At 39.1% G+C, this 21,972-nt stretch carries 11 protein-coding genes; 7 read left to right on the forward strand and 4 right to left on the reverse strand.

The genetic code is table 11. From position 1 onward, the window contains the following. Positions 1-130: 130 nt before the first annotated feature. Both scpB and rluB read left to right on the forward strand, forming a co-directional pair. Positions 131-721, forward strand: a complete 591-nt coding sequence (gene scpB, locus H5157_RS04930; protein ID WP_002959713.1) for an SMC-Scp complex subunit ScpB — start codon at positions 131-133, stop codon at positions 719-721. Beyond that, the gene (gene rluB / locus H5157_RS04935; protein WP_024595359.1) at positions 718-1,590 is read left to right on the forward strand and encodes a 23S rRNA pseudouridine(2605) synthase RluB; all 873 of its coding nucleotides are present in this window, start codon (positions 718-720) and stop codon (positions 1,588-1,590) included. Before scpB ends, rluB begins: the two co-directional genes overlap by 4 nt. A gap of 83 nt (positions 1,591-1,673) precedes the next feature. On the opposite strand, the gene H5157_RS04940 is transcribed toward rluB, so the two are convergent. Beyond that, the gene (locus H5157_RS04940) at positions 1,674-2,420 is read right to left on the reverse strand and encodes a YciK family oxidoreductase (RefSeq protein WP_002959717.1); all 747 of its coding nucleotides are present in this window, start codon (positions 2,418-2,420) and stop codon (positions 1,674-1,676) included. Between the two features lie 206 nt (positions 2,421-2,626). Between H5157_RS04940 and H5157_RS04945 the strand changes: the two genes are divergently transcribed. Continuing rightward, positions 2,627-5,083 carry a VolA/Pla-1 family phospholipase gene (locus H5157_RS04945; RefSeq protein WP_182724287.1) on the forward strand — a complete coding sequence of 819 codons (2,457 nt, stop codon included), beginning with the start codon at positions 2,627-2,629 and terminating at the stop codon, positions 5,081-5,083. A gap of 100 nt (positions 5,084-5,183) precedes the next feature. Next, positions 5,184-6,200, forward strand: a complete 1,017-nt coding sequence (sohB, locus tag H5157_RS04950) for a protease SohB (RefSeq protein ID WP_182681383.1) — start codon at positions 5,184-5,186, stop codon at positions 6,198-6,200. 96 nt (positions 6,201-6,296) lie between these two features. On the opposite strand, the gene H5157_RS04955 is transcribed toward sohB, so the two are convergent. Continuing rightward, on the reverse strand, positions 6,297-7,631 hold the full coding sequence (locus H5157_RS04955; protein ID WP_182724288.1) for a dicarboxylate/amino acid:cation symporter: 1,335 nt from the start codon (positions 7,629-7,631) through the stop codon (positions 6,297-6,299). A gap of 193 nt (positions 7,632-7,824) precedes the next feature. Between H5157_RS04955 and H5157_RS20870 the strand changes: the two genes are divergently transcribed. Next, entirely contained in the window at positions 7,825-12,792 is a 4,968-nt protein-coding gene (locus tag H5157_RS20870; RefSeq protein WP_259399347.1) for an Ig domain-containing protein, read from the forward strand. A gap of 249 nt (positions 12,793-13,041) precedes the next feature. After that, positions 13,042-15,750 (forward strand): type I DNA topoisomerase, encoded by a 2,709-nt coding sequence (topA, locus tag H5157_RS04965; RefSeq protein ID WP_149602799.1) that lies wholly within the window; start codon positions 13,042-13,044, stop codon positions 15,748-15,750. Positions 15,751-16,107: 357 nt separating this feature from the next. Here topA and H5157_RS04970 read toward each other — a convergent pair whose 3' ends face one another. Then, positions 16,108-16,350 (reverse strand): hypothetical protein, encoded by a 243-nt coding sequence (locus H5157_RS04970; RefSeq protein WP_002959734.1) that lies wholly within the window; start codon positions 16,348-16,350, stop codon positions 16,108-16,110. A gap of 511 nt (positions 16,351-16,861) precedes the next feature. Continuing rightward, on the reverse strand, positions 16,862-18,484 hold the full coding sequence (locus H5157_RS04975; RefSeq protein ID WP_182724289.1) for an alpha-glucosidase family protein: 1,623 nt from the start codon (positions 18,482-18,484) through the stop codon (positions 16,862-16,864). 662 nt (positions 18,485-19,146) lie between these two features. Here H5157_RS04975 and H5157_RS04980 point away from each other — a divergent pair. After that, complete coding sequence (locus H5157_RS04980; RefSeq protein WP_182724290.1) at positions 19,147-21,939, forward strand: TonB-dependent receptor; 2,793 nt, start codon at positions 19,147-19,149, stop codon at positions 21,937-21,939. Positions 21,940-21,972: the final 33 nt, after the last annotated feature.

Raw genomic sequence — 21,972 nt, forward strand, 5'->3', positions numbered from 1 at the left:
AATTAGAAGCCAGTGATAATCACTGGCTTTTTTGTATTTAAAATCTAGTTATTTAGTAGATATATTTTCCTAGTTTGGTGTTGTTCTGTCATAATAGATGGCTGTGTATTTTTATTTGTTAAGAGTGTGTATGGCGGGTCGGCGAATTAGTGATGAACAACTAGTTGAGATCATTGAAGCAGCTATTTTTGTTGCAGATAAGCCTGTGAGTAAACGCCACCTTAAAGATACTGTATTAATAGATTTAGCTATTTCTATGGCGCGAATAAACGACGCAATAGATACAATACAAGAACATTTTCAAACTCGTGGTATTCGCTTAGTTGAAGTTGGTAGTGGGTATCGTTTTCAGGCATGTAGTAGTTTAAGCCCTTGGTTAAATAACTTGTGGCAAGAACGCGCACCAAAATACTCACGTGCTTTACTGGAAACATTATCACTTATTGCATATAGGCAGCCCATTACGCGCGGTGAAATTGAGCAAGTAAGGGGTGTTACTACGGGTTCGAATATTATTAAAACCCTACTCGAAAGAGAGTGGGTTAAAGTGGTAGGGCATAAAGAGGTTCCGGGTAAGCCGGCTTTATATGCAACTACTAAACAATTTTTAGATTATTTTTCGTTAACTGGACTTGAAAACTTACCTGCGCTGCCAACAGAGCAGCAAAGTAAAATTAACCAGTTATTGAGCGATCCTTCTGTGAGAGAACCATCCGAATGAGTATTATACAAGGTGAAAAGTTACAAAAAGTCTTAGCCCGTGCAGGCGTAGGCTCACGCCGTGAAATGGAAAAATACATTGATGCAAACCGCGTTAGTGTAAACGGTAAAGTGGCAAAGTTAGGAGACCGTGTTGAAGAAACCGATTTGATTCGTGTTGACGGGCACACTGTAAAGATTGAAGAAAAAGCAGATAGAATCTGTCGTGTGATTATGTATAACAAACCCGAAGGTGAGTTAAGCACACGTAAAGATCCAGAAGGGCGTCGTACAGTATTTGACCGACTTCCTCGTATTGATGGTGAGCGTTGGATTGCGGTTGGCCGATTAGACGTTAATACTTCGGGTTTGATGCTCTTTACTAATGATGGTGAATTAGCTAACCGCTTGATGCACCCAAGCTATGAAGTAGAGCGTGAATACTCTGCGCGTGTATTTGGTGAAGTAACCAATGAAACGGTTAAAAACTTACTACGTGGTGTTGAGCTTGAAGATGGTCCAGCCAAATTCACGACTGTAACCCCTATGGGTGGCGAAGGCGTTAACCGCTGGTTTAACGTAACGTTAAATGAAGGACGTAACCGTGAAGTACGTCGTTTATGGCAGTCTCAAGATGCGGAAGTATCTCGTCTTATTCGTATTCGTTACGGTAAACTAGAGCTTGATAAGCGCGTGCCACAAGGTGGTTGGATGGAGTATGATTTAGAAACAGTAAACTACTTACGCAAAACCGTTAAATTAGGGCGCGAGACACAAACTAAGCTTTCTGTTATGCCTGAAAAACGCAAAGATAAACGCGCTAAAATCAACCAGATCCGCAAAGCAGTTAAAAAACACAATCAACGTGTTAAGCCTACCAAACGTAAATAATAAATTAGTTATTTATTGCACACAAAAAAGCCGCTAATTGCGGCTTTTTTAATGTGTGTTGTATAAATTTTTTAAACTCTAAATTACTTTTTTACTTGAGCATCTAACGATTCGCCATTCACTTTACTAGAATCATCGCTCATCAAGTATAAGTAGGTTGGCATTAAATCTTCTGGTGTAGCAAGCGCGTCTCTATCTTCTCCTGGGTATGCAGCAGCGCGCATAGAAGTGCGAGTAGCGCCTGGATTAATACAGTTTATACGAATATTCGTTTTGCCTACTTCACATGCCCATGTTTGCATCATGCCTTCTACAGCAAATTTTGAGATGGCGTATGGCCCCCAAAACTCACGGCCTTTGCGGCCTACACCTGATGACGTAAATACTATCGATGCATTATCAGACTTACGAAGAACAGGAAAAAGCGCTTTAGTGATCATCGCTTGCGCGGTCACGTTTACTTTCATTATGTTTTCGAACGTAGATGAGCAAAAATGTTCAAGTGGACCAAGTGACCCTAAAATACCTGCATTATTAAGCAAGCCATCAAGGCGGCCAAATTGATATTCAATTGTTGCAGCAAGGTCACGGTAGTTTTGTTTAGTTGCGCCTTTTAAGTCCATGGGCACAATTGCAGGTTTAGGGTAACCTGCATTAACAATTTCATCGTAAACACATTCAAGTTTATTAGTTGTTTTTCCTAATAAGATAACTGTAGCGCCGTATTTTGCATACGTAATTGCTGCTACTCGGCCAATACCATCACCGGCGCCTGTTATTAAAATAATTTTATCTTTAAGTGCGTTTTCAGCCGCTTGATATGTGTGCATAAAAGTACCCATTCATCTATTTTTTTTGATTTTAACATAGCGAAACGTGAAGTAATCGAATTTATTGTAAAATTAGGTGGCGAAAATAGAAACTTTACGTTAAGTTTAACTGGTCTAATGTCTCATTAATAACCTGATTACATTGTTTTAACTTAATACACTGATTAAACACACTATAAAAATAAAATATGTGCGGAGCCAACAATATGAAAAAAATGCTACTTTCACTCTCTGTTACAGCTGCCTTGGCAGGTTGTGGCGGCGGAGAAACGTTAGAAGATGTTAAGAACGACACAGCAACCGTTATTCCAACAGCAACGGTTACTTTTGACCCTGCTGCAGGTATCTTATCGGTACCTAATGATTTATTAATGAGTGGAACCCAAGACGGTACACTTAATATTCCTGGAGAATTAGATGACAACAATGTGTCTATTTCTCGAGCAGCTTATGCAGATCCTCAGCTTGCTCTAGGCGCACTTGACGGTTGGTCTTCTCAGGTTCCTTATAAAATCGATTTAACATTCCCACCAAATGTTAGCTTAGATGAAACGTCTGCTGGGACACCAGGTACAGTTCGCATTTTTGAAGTAGTAATGGGTGCAAGTTTAACTGACGCAGAATGTTCAGTTGTTGCTGCCGGTACAGCTTGTAAATTGGTCGGTGAGCTTACTTTTGGTGTTGATTTTGTTACTCAAGCTTCTGGTGATGCCGTTGCAATTATTCCTTTAAAACCATTTACGGCAGGTAGCTCATACATCAATGTACTAACTACTGGTCTTAAAGATTCATTAGGACGCTCTATCGAGCCTTCTTCTACTTATGGGCTGGTTAAGCAAGAAGCGCCATTAATTACAGAAGCCCAACTTGGTTTGCAGGGCGCTGTTAACAGTTACGAAAATGTAGTTGTAAGTTCAGGAAATATAACAAAAGAAGATATTATTTTTTCTAGCGCAATGACTATTCAGTCTGCGGGGCCAGTACTTGGAACTATTAAGCAATTATTAGCTGGTAGTTTGAGAAACCCTGCAACTATACCAAAAATAACTATCACAGAGTCTGAAGAAACGGTTAAAGATTTTTTAGGTTTTCCAGACATAGCTACTTTTGCACCATTTGATGCTGTTGAATACATTAAAGGTGAAATTACTTTACCAATGTATCTAGGCACACCTACAGGTACCGATATAAGCGCTTTGAATGACACATACTGGAAAGCAATGTGTTCAAGCCCTGTTGCAGTATTAAATCAGTTAGCCGCGGATCAAAAGTTACTAGATGAGGATAAAGAAGAAGATATTGATGCAACTATGTTTGACGAAGGGCCTTATGAAGACGTTTGTCAGCAAATAAATGCTCGTCTACATGACTATCCAAAAATAGACATTACTCGGCATTTAACTAAATATAACCCAGTTCCACTAGCGCAAAGCAATGAGACTATACCTGTACAAATCACAAAGCCAATTTTAGCTGATATAAATGTTTATCGTTCGGCTTATGGTTTACCTGAGCTTGAAAGTATCCCAGAAGGTGGTTGGCCTGTTGTGATTATGCAACACGGTATTACAACACAAAAAGAAAGTATGCTTGCTTTAACGGCGCAGCTTTCTATTCAAGGCTTTGCAACAGTTGCTATTGATCATCCAAGGCATGGTGAACGTGGAATAGATGTTGATGATGATGGAACAGACGACTTTAATGCAACAACGAGCTCTGTACTTAGTTACATGAACTTAAGTTCATTACTTGTTGCGCGTGATAGCTTACGTCAATCAGCGGCTGATTTATTGGGTTTACGTTTAGGTCTAAACTTTATTAATGATGCAACGATTAATGCGCAAGATGTAACTTACATTGGTCATTCATTAGGCTCTATTGTAGCCCCTGCATTTATTGCACAAGCTAATAACCCATTAGCGCCAACCGTTGACCCATTATTTAATGTAAACACAGTAGCACTTGCAAGCGGCGGCGGCGGTATAGCTAGCTTCTTACTAGAATCAGCTGCATTTGGTCCATTTATCCAAGGTTCAGTACTTTCACAAGCAGGTACAACAGAAGCTGATGAGTTTAACGCGTATTTACAAGTTGATGCAGTGTCTAACTGTGGTGCAGTATTACCAGATATGGAAGCATATTTAACTTGTGGTTATAACGAGTATGTAGCTTCGTTAACTACAGCTGGTGAAACAAGTAAGCTTACTAATATTCAAGGAGTGTTTACTCAATTTGCATTTGCGGCGCAAACAGCGCTAGATAGCGGCGATCCAACTAATTACGCAGCCACTGTAAAAGCATTAGGTACTCCTGTTTATACTAATGTTGTTGTGGGCGATGGTGTTGATAACAAGCCTGACCAAGTGATACCACCAATGGCAGCAAATAATCCTATTTCAGGCACAATTCCATTAGCTAACTTGATGGGTCTTGAAACAGTAAGTACTTCGCAAGCATTGACTGAAACACCAACAAGCTACTTAGTTAAATTTACTAAAGGGCATCATGGTTCTATATTAACGCCAGCTCAAGATGATGCACAAGCTGCAACTGTTGAAGGCAGTGCTGCCGCTAATACAGAAATGCAGTTGCAAGTAGCTACTTACTTAGCTGCTCGCGGTCGAATGTTATTAGTTTCCAACCCTGAGGTTGTGACTGATTAATAGCCAATAAAATAATTAACCTTTAAAAGCCACTGAAAAGTGGCTTTTTTTTGCTTTAAAGCATGCTAAATTAGCTGAAATTTATAAATGGAGAAACCAGTTGGAATTTTTATACGAATACGGTTTGTTTTTTGCTAAAACAATTACTTTTGTTATCGCTATAGCAGTTATTCTAATGCTAATAGTTGGCGCTGCAGTTAAGCCTAAAGCCAAAAAAGGTGAAATACAAATTGACGACATATCAGAGCAATTAGTAGATCTTAAAGAAAGTTTTCTACAAAATACGCTGGGTAAAAAAGAGCTTAAAGCACACCAAAAACAGCTTAAATCGCAAAGTAAAAAAGCAGATAAAGATGAGCCTAAACCTCGTTTATATGTAATTGACTTTGTAGGTAGTATGGACGCTCACGAAGTAGAAAGCTTACGAGAAGAAATAACAGCCATTATCTCTATTGCTAACCCAAGTAAAGACAAAGTACTTATTCGTTTAGAAAGTGGCGGCGGAGTAGTGCATGGCTATGGACTTGCTGCATCTCAGCTACAGCGTATTAAAAATGCCGGTATTCCTTTGAGTGTTGCAATTGATAAAGTAGCAGCAAGCGGTGGTTACATGATGGCGTGTGTAGCCGATGAGATACTAGCAGCCCCTTTTGCCATAGTTGGATCTATTGGTGTGATAGCTCAAATACCAAACTTTAATAAAATATTAAAGAAAAATGATGTGGAATTTGAGCAAATAACTGCAGGTGAGTTTAAACGTACGCTTACTTTATTTGGTGAAAACACAGATAAGGCCCGTGAAAAATTTCGTGAAGAAATTGAACAAACACATGATTTATTTAAAACGTTTGTAAGCACTCAACGCCCAAGCTTAGATATAAACTTAGTTGCGACAGGCGAGCATTGGTTTGCAACTCAAGCGATTGATAAAGGTTTGGTAGATGTTATAAAGACAAGTGATGATGCATTACTGGAGCAGCAACATGAGCGCCAAATTTATAAGATTAAATACAAAATTAAAAAGGGATTAAGCGATAAGCTAGCTCTTGGCCTGAGTAGTGGTGTAAATAAAGTGGGAATAAACTTACTCTCTAAATTTAAATCCCTAAATCCTTAGATTAGAATTTTTTTACGATTCAGTTTAATTCTTTCTACTCGAAAAAAAACCTTGATGTATTGCATCAAGGTTTTTTTATAGCTGTATAAATGTAGCTTATGAGTCAATAGACTGATGATAATCTTCTAAGTCTTTAGCTGCATTAGGGTCGTTAAAGATGCTCTCATCAAGTTCACCTTCAGACTTGGCAACAACACAGGTAACCATACAATCGCCAGTTACATTAACTGCTGTACGTGTCATATCAAGTAATCTATCTACACCGATAATAATTGCAATCCCTTCTACAGGTAAGCCAACTTGGTTAAGTACCATGGCCAGCATTATTAAACCAACACCTGGTACGCCTGCTGTACCTACAGAGGCAAGTGTTGCTGTTAGTATAACCATTAGATAATCAGAAATTGTTAAATCTACACTAAACACTTGTGCAATGAATACGGTAGCCACACCTTGCATGATGGCAGTGCCATCCATGTTAATGGTAGCACCCAGTGGGATAGTAAATGAGGCAACCGAGTTATTAGCACCTAGTTTTTTAGTAGCAGTTTCAAGTGTAATAGGCATAGTTGCGCTTGAGCTCGAGGTACTAAATGCAAATAAGCATGTGTGCTTCATTTTTGCTAAGAAAATAAGCGGGTTTAAGCCCGTTAATATTTTTAAAAGCAATGTGTAGTTTACGAAAGCATGTAATAACAGTGCAAGCACTACAACGCCAAAGTATTTGGCTAGGCTAACAATTAAGTTAAGCTCAATTGTTGTAAATAGTTTTGCCATTAAAAAGAACACGCCATAAGGTGCAATGTTCATTAACAGCGTAACTAGTTTTAAGATTACTGTGTTTAAATCTTCAAAAACACTTGCTACGCGTTTGCCTGTTTTACCACTTAATGCCATTGCTACACCAAATAATAGTGCAAACACTATAACTTGAAGCATATTACCCTTGGCCATGGCTTCAAATGGGTTAGTAGGAAACATATCTATAATTACACGTGCAAGAGTAGGCGCTTCTTTGGCATCATAAGTTGCATTAGATGGCAAGCTTATACCTTCACCAGGGCTAAATAATAAGGCAAGTGTAATAGCCACCGTTATAGCAATAGCCGTAGTTAATAAATATAAACCAATAGATTTACCACCTAGCCGGCCTAGTTTTTTAGGGTCACTTAAGCTACAGGTACCACAAACGAGCGATACAAAAACAAGAGGCACAACTAACATTTTTAAGCTGGCAATAAATATTTGGCCACCAACATGGAAAATACCATCAACAAAAAAGGCTTTAATTGGCAAAGAGAATAACCCAAGTGGTATTAGATAATCGTCTTCACCAGCTAATATAGCCTGAAATATAAAACCTACTGCAACCCCAAGCGCCATACCAATCATGATGCGAGTGGTTAAACTCATTGAACGGATTTTTGACATATTCCCTAATCTACATTTTATAAATTTGCCATAGACTACCAGCAAGGAAATATTTACTACAGAAAAAATTGGTATTTATTTAAAATTATTTTGCGCAAAAAAGTAATAAAAAACTGAGATTTTAGACTAAGTTATAGGTTAATATTAAGTGAAAATTAATTTTGATTATAATAACAACGCTAGGGAGAGGTTCATGCCTTTAATGCGACTGCTCGGCATTTCATTGCTAAGTTTTTTACTCACAGCCTGTGGTGGCGGTGGGTCACTTGAAAAAGACGGCTCTATTAGTGATGGTGATTCCACTACAGAGGCTGCTACATATTCGGTTTCATTAAAGGGATACTCTCAAACAGACGAAACGGAGTCAAACGCTGTTACGGCAGATTCTCCCTTAAACTTAAGAGCAATACTCACTGATAACGACGGTGATGTTGTTGCTAGTCAGCGAATTACGTTTACTTTAACCGATACCGTTGGGGCTTTAAGCCAAACATCTGCACTAACAAATACAGATGGGGAAGCCGAAGTTGAACTAATGGCTGGTACTGTCGAAGGTGCTGGAGAAGTAACTGCCACATATACAATTGATGGCACGACCTATACAGATAGTTTTTCGTTTAGCTCGTCTGGTGATGCAGCAAGTGATGTTGAAAACGCATACACAATTAGTGTGCAAGGCTATTCTCAAGTCGATGGGAGTGAGTCAAATGCTGTTTCAGCCGATTTCCCATTAAATATACGAGCGAGGCTTTCTGATGCAGATGAAAATGTTATTTCAGGAGGGCGTATAACATTCGCTCTAGCAGACAATATTGGCTCTCTTGCTCAATCTTCGGCATTAACTCAAGCTGATGGTCTAGCTACAATTGAGTTAACCGCAGGCACTACAGAAGGAGCAGGTGAAGTAATAGCTACTTATTCTATAAACGGAGAATCATATTCGAGTACTTTTTCGTTCAGTTCTGCTGGTGATTCAGAACAAAATATTGAAAGCGACTTCACTATAGAGCTAAAAGGTTTATCTCAATCTGATGGTACAGAAGCAACAGCGGTAACGGCCGCTAACCCTCTAAATATTCAAGCAACACTGTTTGATGATGAAGGCTCAGTTGTTGTAGCAGAGCGTATCACGTTTGCACTTTCAGATAATATTGGTGTCTTAGATAAAACATCAGATTTAACAAACGAAATGGGTCAAGCATCAGTCATATTAACAGCTGGCACTATAGAAGGTGCTGGTATAATTACAGCCACTTATACTGTCAGTGGTGAGACTTATGCAGAAAGTTTTTCCTTTAGTTCAGCTGGTGATGCAGGTATAAATCCAAATAATGAATACGTGATCCAATTGCAAGGCTTTTCTCAAGAGGATGGATCTGAAACCAATTCAGTTTCAGGGGATACTCCAATCGATTTAATCGCCACTCTTACTAATAACGGTAGTCAAGTATCTGGTGAGGTAATAACATTTTCTCTATCGGGTAATGTAGGTTCTTTAAATGCAAGTTCGGCACTTACACAAACTAATGGACAAGCGAAAGTAGAATTAACATCAGGAACAATTGAAGGAGCTGGACAAGTTACAGCAAGTTTTACTCAAAATAGTATTACTTATAGTGCTACATTGTCGTTTCAATCAGATGGCAAAGAAGGGAGTCAACCAGCTTATTCTATAGCGATTCAAGGTTACAATAACGGTATAGTTTCATCGACTGTCGAAGGAGATATTCCTTTAGATATAATTGCAACTTTAACCCATGAAGGTGTTGTAGTTAGTGGGGAAGTTATAACATTTTCACTTTCTGGGAATGTTGGTTCTTTGACGTCTACATCAGCGCTAACGCAGGGTAATGGTAATGCTAAAGTTCAACTGACATCTGGAACAGTTGAAGGTGCTGGAGCAGTTACAGCTAGCTATACACTTGATGACGTTACATACAGAAAGACCTTTACATTCCAATCTGACGGTAAAGAAGGAAGCGAGCCAGAATATACATTCACTATACAAGGTTATGATAGTGAAACTGATCTTCAATCTAATAGAGTTACTTCATTAGTGCCACTTGAATTAAGAGCAACGTTACTTAATGACGGTACTCCAGTTAGCTCACAAAGCGTTAACTTTTCGTTAGCTAGTAATATAGGTGTTTTAAACCCTAGTTCTGGAAGTGTTTTAACCAATAGCAATGGTATAGCTACTATTGAGCTTTTAGCTGGAAATATTGAAGGTGCTTCAGAATTATCTGTAACTTACGTAAATAATGGAGTTACGTACTCATCGGAAGCCTTTGACTTTGAATCTATCATTGTTGAAAAGGCTGAAATTACGGTTAGCTTAATAGCAAATGATGGTTCGACCACTCGTAATGTAGATTTTTTAAACCCTGCTGTTGCCCAGGCGCAACTCTTATTAAACGGTGAACCAGGTGCCTTTAAGTTAGTAGCATTTAATTTATCAGGCTTAGGGACTATTAATCCTTCTAATGGTACTGCACTGACGAATGAGGAGGGGATTGCGAAGGTTGATTTATTAGCAGGAACAGAAGCCGGGGCAGGCTCAATAACGGCCGAATATATTGATAGCGATAACACGAGTTACACAGCTGAAGCTTTCACATATACAACTGCCGGGGATTCTCCTGCCCAGGGTGATGCAGATAATTTCACAATTGATCTGAGCCTAATATCGTCAACAACACTAATACAAACAAGTGAAATTAGTGCTAACGATAATGGCCTAGTGCAAGCTCTAGTCCTAGATTCAAATGGTGACCCAGTAGTCGGGGAAGTGGTTTCTTTTAGCTCTACCTTAGGTAGTCTTTTACCAAGCTCAGGTACAGCGCTAACAAATACTAACGGTATTGCTACTCTAAATTTAGCACCAGGTACAATTGAAGGGGCCGGTAATGTTACAGCCCAGTACGAAGCTATTACAGAAAAGGTTGGGTTTTATACTCGTGGTGATGCTATCGACCCTAATCAAAGCACCGCGGATATCAATTTTAAAATTTTGCAAAACTGTCCGGCTGATTTTAAAACAACTAGAGATGCAAGTTTCTGTGAAGAGATAACAAGTATTTCAGGGGATTCTTCAGCTATTTTATTTATTGAAGTGACTAATGAAGACTCTACAACACCACTTACTCAAGCTTTAGTAACCGCTACTACTACTATTGGATCTATTGCTCCTTCAACAGGCACTGCAATTACAGATGCAAATGGTATCGCACTACTCGATATTGTTCCTGGTCAAGATGTAGGGGCAGGTGAAATCACCGTGTCTGTACTTGATAGTAACTTGACTAAAGCGTTTCAGATTGCTGCGGTAGATATCGAAATTTCTATTTCGAGCTCTATTGCTGATGATGAGCTATTAGCGGCAGGGGCTACGGCTCTAATTTCTATTGAAATTTCTAAAGATGGTGAGTTATATACAACTCCATTAACGGTTGAATTCTCATCGGGCTGTGTAAGTTCGGGGCAGGCATCAATTGATGAAACAGTGACTAGTATTGGTGGATTTGCACGTTCTACATATCGCCCTTTAACTTGTGTGGGTGGTGATATTATTACAGCAACGGTTATTACTGGTGGAGATACCGTTTCTGCAAATACTACAATTAATGTATCACCTGCAAATATTGGTTTTTTACAGTTTATAGATGTTACAGAGCCTGTAATTGCATTAAAAGGTACTGGTGGTGCTGACCGTACTGAAATTTCAGAAGTGACTTTCAAACTTGTCGATTCAAACGGGAACGATTTAGCGTCAAGAACGGTTAACTTTGAACTTTCAACTGCTGTAGGTGGCATTACATTAGGCACTGCCAGCGCTATTACTAATGCCAGTGGCGAAGTGAAGACATCAGTACTATCGGGTTCGATTGCAACACCTGTACGTGTTATTGCATCAAGTGAAGAAGAGGTAGAAGGTAATACAGTTGTTGTAACAGCCCCTTCAGATATTCTTGTTGTTAGTACAGGTATAGCTGATCAAAATAGTTTTTCGCTATCGCGTTCTATTTTCAATCCCCATGCATTAAATGTTGATGGTAATACAGTAGCGGTTAACGCACGTTTAGCCGATCACTTTAATAATCCTGTTCCAGATGGTACGGCCGTTACTTTTATTACAGAAGGTGGAGTTATTGAGCCAAGTTGTACTACAACGAATGGAGCATGTAGCGTTACTTGGACAAGTAGCAACCCGCGTCCTTTTACTGATTCAATGTACGAAAATACAATTGCTCAAAAATGTGATGGTGGATTACCGTGCCCATTAGGTATTTTAAATAATGATCTTACAATAGATTTACCACTTGGTGGACGAGCAACCGTTCATGCATATGCTATTGGTGAAGAGACTTTTTCAGACTTAAATGGTAATGGTTACTTTGATAGCGAAGACTTCTTTGATGATTTATTTGATATCCCAGAAGCTTTTATTGATAACAATGAAGATGGTACTTTTGGCGGCAAAGATTGTAGTGATGGAACAGACCCATGTTCTCGTGACAATTCAACAGGTGATGAGTTTGAAGAGTTCGTAGATTTTGATGGTAATGGCTCTTGGACTACCCAAAACGGTTTATACAATGGTTTACTATGTCGTGAAGAAGACGAAACCGCAGGACTATGTAGCCGTCAATTAGTTAATGTATTTCAAAACCAAGAGATTGTTATGTCGGGTGATGCGGCATTCTTTAGATTAGTAACCTATGCTGATGATTGCTCCGCTATTGCAGGCGTAACAGCATCTGAGGTGCATATAAACAGTGATCCAGCGAGCCCATTAGTACGTCGCTCACAAGCTGATCCAACAAGCCAACAGATGTGTCAAGTCAGTGAAATAGATTTAACCCAGAGTCCAACAGGGACTAGTAGTGTCAGTCTGATTATGTATATTGCAGATATGTATAATAATCCTATGCCTGCAGGTACTGAGGTATCTATTAGTACTGATAACGGTGAAATTACTGGCGAAACTAGTTATGTATTTCCTAATACTACGAGCTTTGTTCCAGTAGGTGTTTCTTTTGGTATTAAACGGGAACCTTTGACAGGTGGTAACGATAGTCCATCGGGTAGCTTAAACATTTCAGTTGAAGCTCCTTCAGGTTTAGTTTCGCCATTTTCAGTTTCAGTAATCGACGATTTATAATCGTTTAAAATAAAAAATGCCAACCTTTAGGTTGGCATTTTTGTTTCTGTTCTATATATTCCACATCAATTAATCTAAAAACACCTGTTTGTTTAATTTAACGACAAAAATTGTTCGTTTATTCAGTAAATACTGAAAAGTTTGTATTAAAAGCTTGTAACAACTAGTGTTTGTAGATATACCTATAAATATTCGCGCCGCTTATGTCGGCAAAACACATTTTTAATATTTGGTTAGAAATAGGCAACTATGGGCAAATCGCTAGTAATTGTAGAGTCACCTGCTAAGGCTAAAACAATTAATAAATATTTAGGTAATGACTTCATCGTAAAGTCCAGTATTGGGCATGTACGTGATTTACCTACTTCAGGTTCGAGCAAAGCTAAAGTGCCGGCAACTAAAACGCCAGCAGAAGTTCGCAAAATGGAACCTGAAGAGAAAGCAGCGTATAAAAAGCAACGAGATTATACTAACCTGGTCGCGCGTATGGGTATTGATCCTGAGCAAGGTTGGGAGCCGCATTATGAAATCCTGCCAGGTAAAGAGAAGGTTGTTCAAGAATTACAAAAGCTGGCTGAAAATGCAGATCAAATATACCTCGCAACGGATTTGGATAGAGAAGGGGAAGCAATTGCTTGGCACCTTCAAGAAATCATTGGCGGTGAACCTGAAAAGTATAAGCGCGTAGTTTTTAACGAGATTACCAAAAACGCAATACAACAAGCCTTCGAAACACCAGGTGAGCTTAATACTGACATGGTTTACGCTCAGCAAACACGACGCTTTTTAGACCGTGTTGTAGGCTTTATGGTTTCTCCTTTGTTGTGGGCAAAAGTTGCACGTGGTCTATCTGCAGGACGAGTTCAGTCTGTTGCGGTACGCTTATTAGTTGAGCGTGAACGTGAAATTAAGGCATTTATCCCTGAAGAGTTTTGGGATATTCACGCTGATGTTAAGAATACTGAGTCTGAGTTACGCTTAGAAGTAACCAAACAAGCAGGAAAGGCATTTAAGCCTGTAAATGAAGCTCAGGCTAGCGCAGCTGTTAAAAGCCTTGAGAATGCAGAATACAAAGTAATTAGCGTTGAAGAAAAACCAAGTAAAAGTCGCCCAAGTGCGCCATTAATTACTTCAACCATGCAACAAGCGGCAAGTACACGCCTAGGTTATGGCGTTAAAAAGACTATGATGCTCGCTCAGCGTTTGTATGAAGGCGGTTATATTACTTATATGCGTACCGATTCAACCAATCTTTCAAAAGATGCGGTTGAAATGTGTCGTGAGTATGTAACGAACGAGTTTGGTGCTAAATATTTACCAAAAGATCCAATTAACTATAGCTCTAAAGGCAATGCACAAGAAGCGCATGAGGCAATTCGTCCTTCAAGCGTTACAGTGTTGTCTGGTCATATCGAAGGCGTAGATGCTGATGCTAAAAAGCTGTATGAGCTAATTTGGCGTCAGTTTGTAGCGTGTCAAATGGTACCTGCTGAATACGACTTAACAACACTGACTGTTGCAGCTAACGATTTCCAGCTCAAAGCAAAAGGCCGCGTGCTTCGCTTTGATGGTTGGACAAAAGTACAACCTGCGGTGCGTAAAAAGAACGAAGAAGATCAATCACTGCCAGCTGTTAAAGAAGGTGAAATACTTACTTTAATAGAACTTGATCCTAAGCAGCATTTTACTAAGCCGCCAGCTCGCTTTAGTGAAGCTAGTTTAGTAAAAGAGCTTGAAAAGCGTGGTATTGGTCGTCCATCTACTTATGCGTCGATTATATCAACAATTCAAGATCGTGGTTATGTACGTGTAGAAAATCGCCGTTTCTTTGCTGAAAAAATGGGTGAAATTGTTACTGACCGCTTAGTTGAAAACTTCACTGATTTAATGAACTTTGATTTTACAGCTAAAATGGAAGGTCGTTTAGATGACATTGCTGAAGGCGAGCGTGTATGGACTCAAGTTTTAGATAAGTTTTATGCTGATTTTTCAACGCAGCTAACTGTCGCTAAAGACGAGCCAGAGAATGGTGGCATGCGTCTTAATGAGATGGTTGAAACCGATATAGAATGTCCTACATGTAGCCGCAAAATGGGCATACGTACGGCTTCAACCGGTGTATTCTTAGGGTGTACTGGTTACAGCCTTCCGCCAAAAGAGCGTTGTACTACAACAATGAACTTAGTGTCGGGCGATGAAGCGGTTGCTGCTGATGTCGAAGACGTAGAAACCGAAAAATTAATGCAGATGAAGCGTTGTCCTATTTGTGAAACTGCAATGGACTCATACCTAATTGACGAAACCCGTAAACTACATGTGTGTGGTAATAACCCAGCATGTAAAGGGCATATAGTTGAAGAAGGTACCTTTAAAATTAAAGGCTACGACGGACCAATTATCGAATGTGATAAGTGCGGTTCTGACATGGAGCTTAAATCGGGTCGCTTTGGTAAGTACTTTGGTTGCAATAACGACGAGTGTAAGAACACACGTAAGTTACTTAAAAATGGTGAGGCTGCTCCACCAAAAGAAGATCCTGTTCACATTACTGAATTAGAGTGTGAGAAGTCAGATGCGTATTTTGTTTTACGTGATGGCGCTGCGGGTATATTTTTAGCCGCAAATACTTTTCCTAAGTCACGTGAAACACGTGCACCCAAGGTTGAAGAACTAAAACGCTTTAGAGACCGCATTTCGCCTAAGTTTTATTATTTAGCAGATGCACCAGCTAAAGATCCTGATGGTAATCTTGCTGTTGTACGCTATAGCCGTAAAAATAAATCTCAGTATGTTATGACTGAAGTTGACGGTAAAGCTACCGGCTGGACTGCTCATTATGAAGCAGGTAAATGGACAGAAGAAGCGAAGAAAAAAGCAGCGCCTAAAAAGAAAGCAGCTGCAAAAAAGGCACCAGCTAAAGCTAAGCCTAAAGCGAAAGCTAAAAAAGAAGATGAATAAGCTCGTTATTGCTTATTCATAGCTTTTGTAGATTTAAAAAATCATAAAAAAACCGGAATGCACAGCTTGTGTCTATTCCGGTTTTTTTGTGCCTAGTTGAATGCTTTCGCAACGGCTTTATTAGCAGTACATTCACCTAAGCGTGTTACCAATTTGATTAAAAACATGGTCATTTTAGCGTATTAAATAACTCAGTTACTGCGTTAAAAACTATTCATATATGACTGCATAGATGCAGACAGTAGGCATTGCAGGGAGCAGCTGCCGAGAACAAATATATGTCATGCTTTTTCGCTTAGCTATTGAGCTTTATTCTTAGCGCTATAATTGATCACTAATTAAATGTAATTGGTATAATTAAATCTTAACAGAAGATACTTTTTTATAGCCTTCAGATTCAAGCTCATCATTTACGCATTTTAATACGTAGGCATTTAGCTCTTCATTGCTTACGTCATCATCTTTAGCCCAGTTAACACACATTTCTGTGTATTCTTTTATCATTTCGGCTGAAGCTGTTGGCGCATCGTCTGCAACCGCGTAAGTCGCAGATACTGCAAATAGTGGTGCTACGATTAATGCTAGCAATGCTTTTTTCATTCGTTTATTCCTAAAAAAATGGTGTGATGACTGATTTATCCAGTTTAAAGTTAGATATAAATCAGTAGTGCCCAATCCAGAACAACTCTGTTGGTATACTGATTTTTAATCGAAATTGAAATAAAAGATAACGAAATTTTTTTATCGTGAGGATGAGTAATTTACTTGTCAGTTTTTTAACTTTAGTAAGTACAGCATTATTAGCTGGAGTAATATATTTAGTAGCTACGAAAACCTGATTCTACGCTTTATATTAATAACCTTTAGATTGTTTTAGGGAAAATTGATTTCTTAGGTTCAAAAATGAAATGCATAAGCGTCATTGTTTATTTCTACTATGAGGATATTTTAAGTTTGTAATATCAGCCGTATTATTTGCTTTAACTGAATGTCTAAATGGTGAAACTAAAAGTCACTAGAATGCGTTAAATACAAAAAAGCCCAAGTGAATAGCTTGGGCTTTTTCGTGTGTAACGCACTTAGGTAAACATTAAACGCAACTTTTGAGTCATTAACACTGAGCGTAAAAACATGCGTAAGGCTCAAGCGTTGTGGTGCCTTGGTCTAACTTTGCGCTGTGGTGGCTAAGCTCGGTGTATTCTTTAACGATTGATGTTGGCATATCAATACTTGTTTGCTTAGCGCTGAGATTGAACATACAAAGCATTCTTTGCTTTCCAAGCGTTCTATAAAAAGCAAGCACAGGCTCTGGCGTTTCTATAAATTCAATATCACCTTCAAGTAAAACTGTTTGGCTTTTTCGCCATGCCATAAACTCACGGTAGGCATTTAAAATTGAGTTGTTATCATCTGTTTGTATAGCTACTGATTGCTTCTTATGTGCATTATCAACGGGTAGCCAAGGTTTTACTTCACTAAAACCTGCATGAGATGAATCAGCTAGATCCCAAGGCATTGGTGTTCTACAGCCATCACGCCCTTTAAAATTAGGCCAAAATGTAATGCCGTATGGGTCTTGTAAATCTTCAAATGCCACACTTGCTTCACCCAGACCTAGCTCTTCACCTTGATACATACACACGCTGCCGCGAAGAGAAGCTAATAGGGCGGTTAGCATTTTACATTGTTGAGGGTTTACTTCGCCATTTTCGCTCCAGCGGCTCGCTACGCGCTCTACATCATGATTACTAAATGCCCAGCATGGCCAGCCTTCAGTCATACGTTGTTCTAGAGTTTGAACCGTAGTTCTAATATATTCACTTGAGTAATCATTTGTTAATAGCTCAAAGCTATAACCCATGTGCAGTTTGTCGCCACCTTGGGTGTACTGCGCCATTGTAGCTAATGAATCTTCTGATGAGATTTCGCCAAGCGATACAGTACCTGGGTATTTATTAAGTAATGTGCGAATATCTTGCATAAACTCAATATTTTCAGGCTGAGTATTATTGTAGTAATGGTACTGAAATGCATACGGATTATCTTCACTAAAACCACGACCCTGGCGCTTATCTTTTGGTTTAGCCGGATTATCACGTAATTGCGCGTCGTGATAGCAAAAATTAATTGCATCAAGCCTAAAACCATCAACGCCTTTTTTAAGCCAAAACTCAACATTATCAAGCACAGCTTTTCGAACATTTGGGTTATGAAAGTTAAGATCCGGTTGTTCGGTTAAAAAATTATGTAGGTAGTATTGCCCGCGACGAGGCTCCCACTGCCAAGCACCACCACCAAAAATAGATAGCCAGTTGTTTGGGGCTGTTCCATCATCTTTTGCGTCAGCCCAAACATACCAGTCGGCTTTACTGTTATTTTGATTTTCACGGCTATCAGTAAACCATTGGTGTTGATCTGATGTATGGCTTAACACCTGATCAATAATTATTTTAATATTACGAGTGTGGGCTTCGCTTATTAGCTCATCAAAATCATTTAGGTCACCAAAAAGCGGGTCAATGTCACGATAGTCGCTAATATCATAGCCAAAGTCTTTCATTGGCGATTTGAAAAAAGGTGAAATCCAAATAGCATCAACGCCTAAGCTTTTAATGTAATCAATACGATTAATAATACCTCTTAAATCACCAATGCCATCGTTGTTGCTATCTTGAAAGCTACGCGGATAAACTTGATAAATAACCGCACCTTTATACCACTGCTTTTGGGTCATGCTTTTCTCCGTCATTCCACACAGTATTTAGACTATTTTTATTTGTGATTACGATTAATCACGTTATTTGCAAAAAGCATACGTGAAGCCTTGTACACTGTAAAAAGTCTGCATACGTATGCACTAAAATTAACGCAATTAAATTATTAAAAATAAGTACTTATAGCTAGTTTAAAGGTGTTTTATTTATGTGTTGGATTTTTACCAATTATGGTGCTCACTTACTTTCTGACTTTTATTAAACATAACGGTTTGTCATACAAGAGAAAATATATTTTATGTTTTGAATTTAATGGTCTGACCAATTAAACATTTGAATTGTGTCTAATATTTATCATTCTAAATAGCGATACTAATTAGTTTCACTTTGTTTACATTGCGTCCTGTTAACTTTTAGTTTTTGATACAGTAGATTTTACATGTAATGTTGATTGCGTCATTTTCAATAATTTTATTTACAACAAAATCAATTGTTTAATGTTTGTTTGGCAAGGTTTTTATTAATCTGAAGTCGTGCTATAACTGTTGAATACGTATGCATAAAGTTGTTAATAAAATAAAGCTGGCGTTAATATCCATCCTGACAACAAAATTAGCTCGCCTGTTTGACTATCACTCAAATAAAGAAGCGAGTATCACAATATGGGTAACGGGAAAACATCATGTCTATGTTCAAACCAAGTATATTAACGTTGGCAATGGCTACTGCAGGATTAGCAAGCTTTGCCTCTGTAGCAGCACAAGAAGATACAGTAAAAAATGATGACGTTGAGGTTATCGAAGTAAAAGGCTTTCGTGGCAGTGTTGTAGAATCAATCAACACAAAGCGTTTTTCTACTCAAGTCGTTGAGTCAATTTCAGCAGAAGATATAGGTAAGCTACCTGATTCATCTATTGCTGAGTCTATTGCACGCTTACCAGGTTTAACAGCGCAACGCCTAGATGGTCGCGCAAGTAGAGTATCAATTCGTGGTTTTGGTGAAAACGAAAGTGGCACCACATTTAATGGCCGCGAGCAAGTATCTATTAGTGATAACCGCGGCGTAGAATTTGACCTTTACCCATCAGAAATTATGAGCGGTGTAACTGTTTATAAAACACCAAGTGCAAATTTAGATGCAGAGGGTATTGCGGGCATAATTAACATGCAAACAGTTCGCCCACTAAGTAAAGGTGAACGTGTTGTTCAAGTAAATGGACAGTATGAGCAAACAAGCTTTGATAAATTAAACCCTGACGGCAACGACGACGGTTACCGTGGCACTTTCTCATACATCGACCAGTTTGCTGATGACACCATTGGTATTGCATTTGCACTAAACACCATGAGCTCGCCAAACCAAGAAAAACGTTGGAATTCATGGGGGTACCCTGAATTCACTGCTGAAGATGGTAACTCGTATTCAATTTTAGGCGGTGCTAAACCATATGTTCGTTCATCAACGCTTGAACGTGATTCAGCAATGCTTGTTCTAGAGGCAGCGCCTACAGATAAACTAAATATGACGTTTGATGCGTTGTATGTAGACTTTACAGACGAGCAAATTTTGCGCGGCATTGAAGTTCCTTTTGCTTGGGGTCAAGGTAGTATTGATGCAAGCAGTGCTATAGTAGATGCAGAAAGTGGATTTATAACAAGTGCTGTAACACAAGGCCAACGTGTTGTTGTGCGTAACGATTACCAAGAGCGTGATGCTGAACTAACTGCATTTGGATTTAACACTAAATACGATATTGATGATTCATGGTCAGTAGAATTTGACGCAAGCTACTCGCAAGTTGACCGTAAAATTTGGAGTATAGAAAGCTACTCAGGTACAGGGCGTGGTGATTCTCGCGGTGTAGCAGATAACTTAGGTTATGCTTTTAATGGTGGCAATACTGGCGCTACTTTTTCACATGACTTAGATTACAGCGATTATGATCTAATTCAATTAGGTGGGCCGCTTTCGTGGGGTGCAAGCTCTGCACTAAATGATGCATATGGATTAACTGGCACAGAGTATGAAAACCAAGCTCAAGACGGTTTTATTAATGCTCCAACTATTGAAGATGAATTAGTTACATTAAAACTTGCAGCGTCTAAAGTACTAGAAAACGAATACATTAGCTCAATTGAATTTGGCTTAGGTTATAAAGAGCGTGAAAAGTCTAAATCTTCGCAAGGTTACTTCTTGACTTTAACTGATTTTTCTCTTGAAAACCCAGGAATGCTTAGTGTACCTGAGCAATACCGTTTAGGCAGTGTTGGCCTTGACTTTATTGGGCTAGGCGACATGATAGCCTACGATGTAAATGGTTTAGTTAATGATGGTTACTATGAAACCCTTGACGAAAGTTTAACTAGCTCAACTCATGCAACTAAGTCGTGGACAGTAAAAGAAGAAATCACCTCAGCATTTGCACAAGCTAATATTAATGCAGAAGTAAGTGGTCTTCCATTAACTGGTAATGTTGGGGTGCGCTATGTTCATACAGATCAATCCTCTCAAGGTAATGCTTTTGGTGTAGATGGGAATACTGGTCTAGTCATTACTTCACCTACAGATATTGGTCACGATTATTCTCACGTTTTACCAAGCTTAAATTTATCACTTGCGATTGATGAGCAGCAAACAATACGTTTTGGCGCAGCTAAAACAATCTCACGTGCGCGTATAGATGAAATGAACGCCTCTGTTAATGCATCATATAATGATACACCGGATGAAAACGGTAACTTTTGGTCTGTATCGGGTGGTAACCCTAATCTAGAACCTAAAGAAGCAACAGGCTACGATTTATCTTATGAAAACTACTTTAGTGATGAAGGTTACTTCTCTGCTGCCTTTTTCTATAAAGACTTAACTCAGTGGATTTTTGACGGTACTTACGCGATTGATATGTCGGGTGTTGCGGACCCATCAACAGGTGAAGTCCCAGCTACGTCAGAAGGTACTGGCAGTGGTAAAGTAAATGGCGGCGGCGGTGACCTATACGGTTACGAGCTATCTCTAGCGTTACCATTTAAAATTTTCCACCCGTCTCTTGAAGGCTTTGGCTTAATTGCAAGCCATACAGGTATTGAATCTGATATTGAAGATGGAAATGGCAATGAGTACGAACTACCGGGTCTATCAGATAAAATTCAAAGCTTAACGGTTTACTACGAGATGAATGGCATGCAATTACGAACCAGCATGCGTAAGCGTAGTGACTTCAAAGGTGATGTTTACGGATTAGGCTTTAATACAGAGCAAGTGAATATTATCGGCGAAACAATTTGGGATATTCAGGCAGGTTATGACTTCTCTGAAGCAGGGGTTGAGAGCCTTGAAGGTTTATCAATTCAGTTCCAAGTTCAAAACTTAACAGAAGAGCCGTTCACATCGCTTTCTGGCGATAACGCGCTACAAGTTCGCGACTACCAAGATTACGGTCGCACTTACTTGTTAGGCTTTAGCTACCAGCTATAATAAAGGTTGTGTGTAGGAGCCCTTGTAATTTGT

The organism is Pseudoalteromonas sp. SG43-3 (assembly GCF_014164385.1).
Lineage (GTDB): Bacteria > Pseudomonadota > Gammaproteobacteria > Enterobacterales > Alteromonadaceae > Pseudoalteromonas > Pseudoalteromonas distincta.

What these genes read in the sequence shown, in the direction of transcription:
- scpB (WP_002959713.1), top strand. Translation starts at nt 131, where the DNA reads ATGGCGGGTCGGCGAATTAGTGATGAACAACTAGTTGAGATCATTGAA.
- H5157_RS20870 (WP_259399347.1), top strand. Translation starts at nt 7,825, where the DNA reads ATGCCTTTAATGCGACTGCTCGGCATTTCATTGCTAAGTTTTTTACTC.
- H5157_RS04970 (WP_002959734.1), bottom strand. Translation starts at nt 16,350, where the DNA reads ATGAAAAAAGCATTGCTAGCATTAATCGTAGCACCACTATTTGCAGTA.
- H5157_RS04940 (WP_002959717.1), bottom strand. Translation starts at nt 2,420, where the DNA reads ATGCACACATATCAAGCGGCTGAAAACGCACTTAAAGATAAAATTATT.
- topA (WP_149602799.1), top strand. Translation starts at nt 13,042, where the DNA reads ATGGGCAAATCGCTAGTAATTGTAGAGTCACCTGCTAAGGCTAAAACA.
- H5157_RS04945 (WP_182724287.1), top strand. Translation starts at nt 2,627, where the DNA reads ATGAAAAAAATGCTACTTTCACTCTCTGTTACAGCTGCCTTGGCAGGT.
- H5157_RS04955 (WP_182724288.1), bottom strand. Translation starts at nt 7,631, where the DNA reads ATGTCAAAAATCCGTTCAATGAGTTTAACCACTCGCATCATGATTGGT.
- rluB (WP_024595359.1), top strand. Translation starts at nt 718, where the DNA reads ATGAGTATTATACAAGGTGAAAAGTTACAAAAAGTCTTAGCCCGTGCA.
- H5157_RS04975 (WP_182724289.1), bottom strand. Translation starts at nt 18,484, where the DNA reads ATGACCCAAAAGCAGTGGTATAAAGGTGCGGTTATTTATCAAGTTTAT.
- H5157_RS04980 (WP_182724290.1), top strand. Translation starts at nt 19,147, where the DNA reads ATGTCTATGTTCAAACCAAGTATATTAACGTTGGCAATGGCTACTGCA.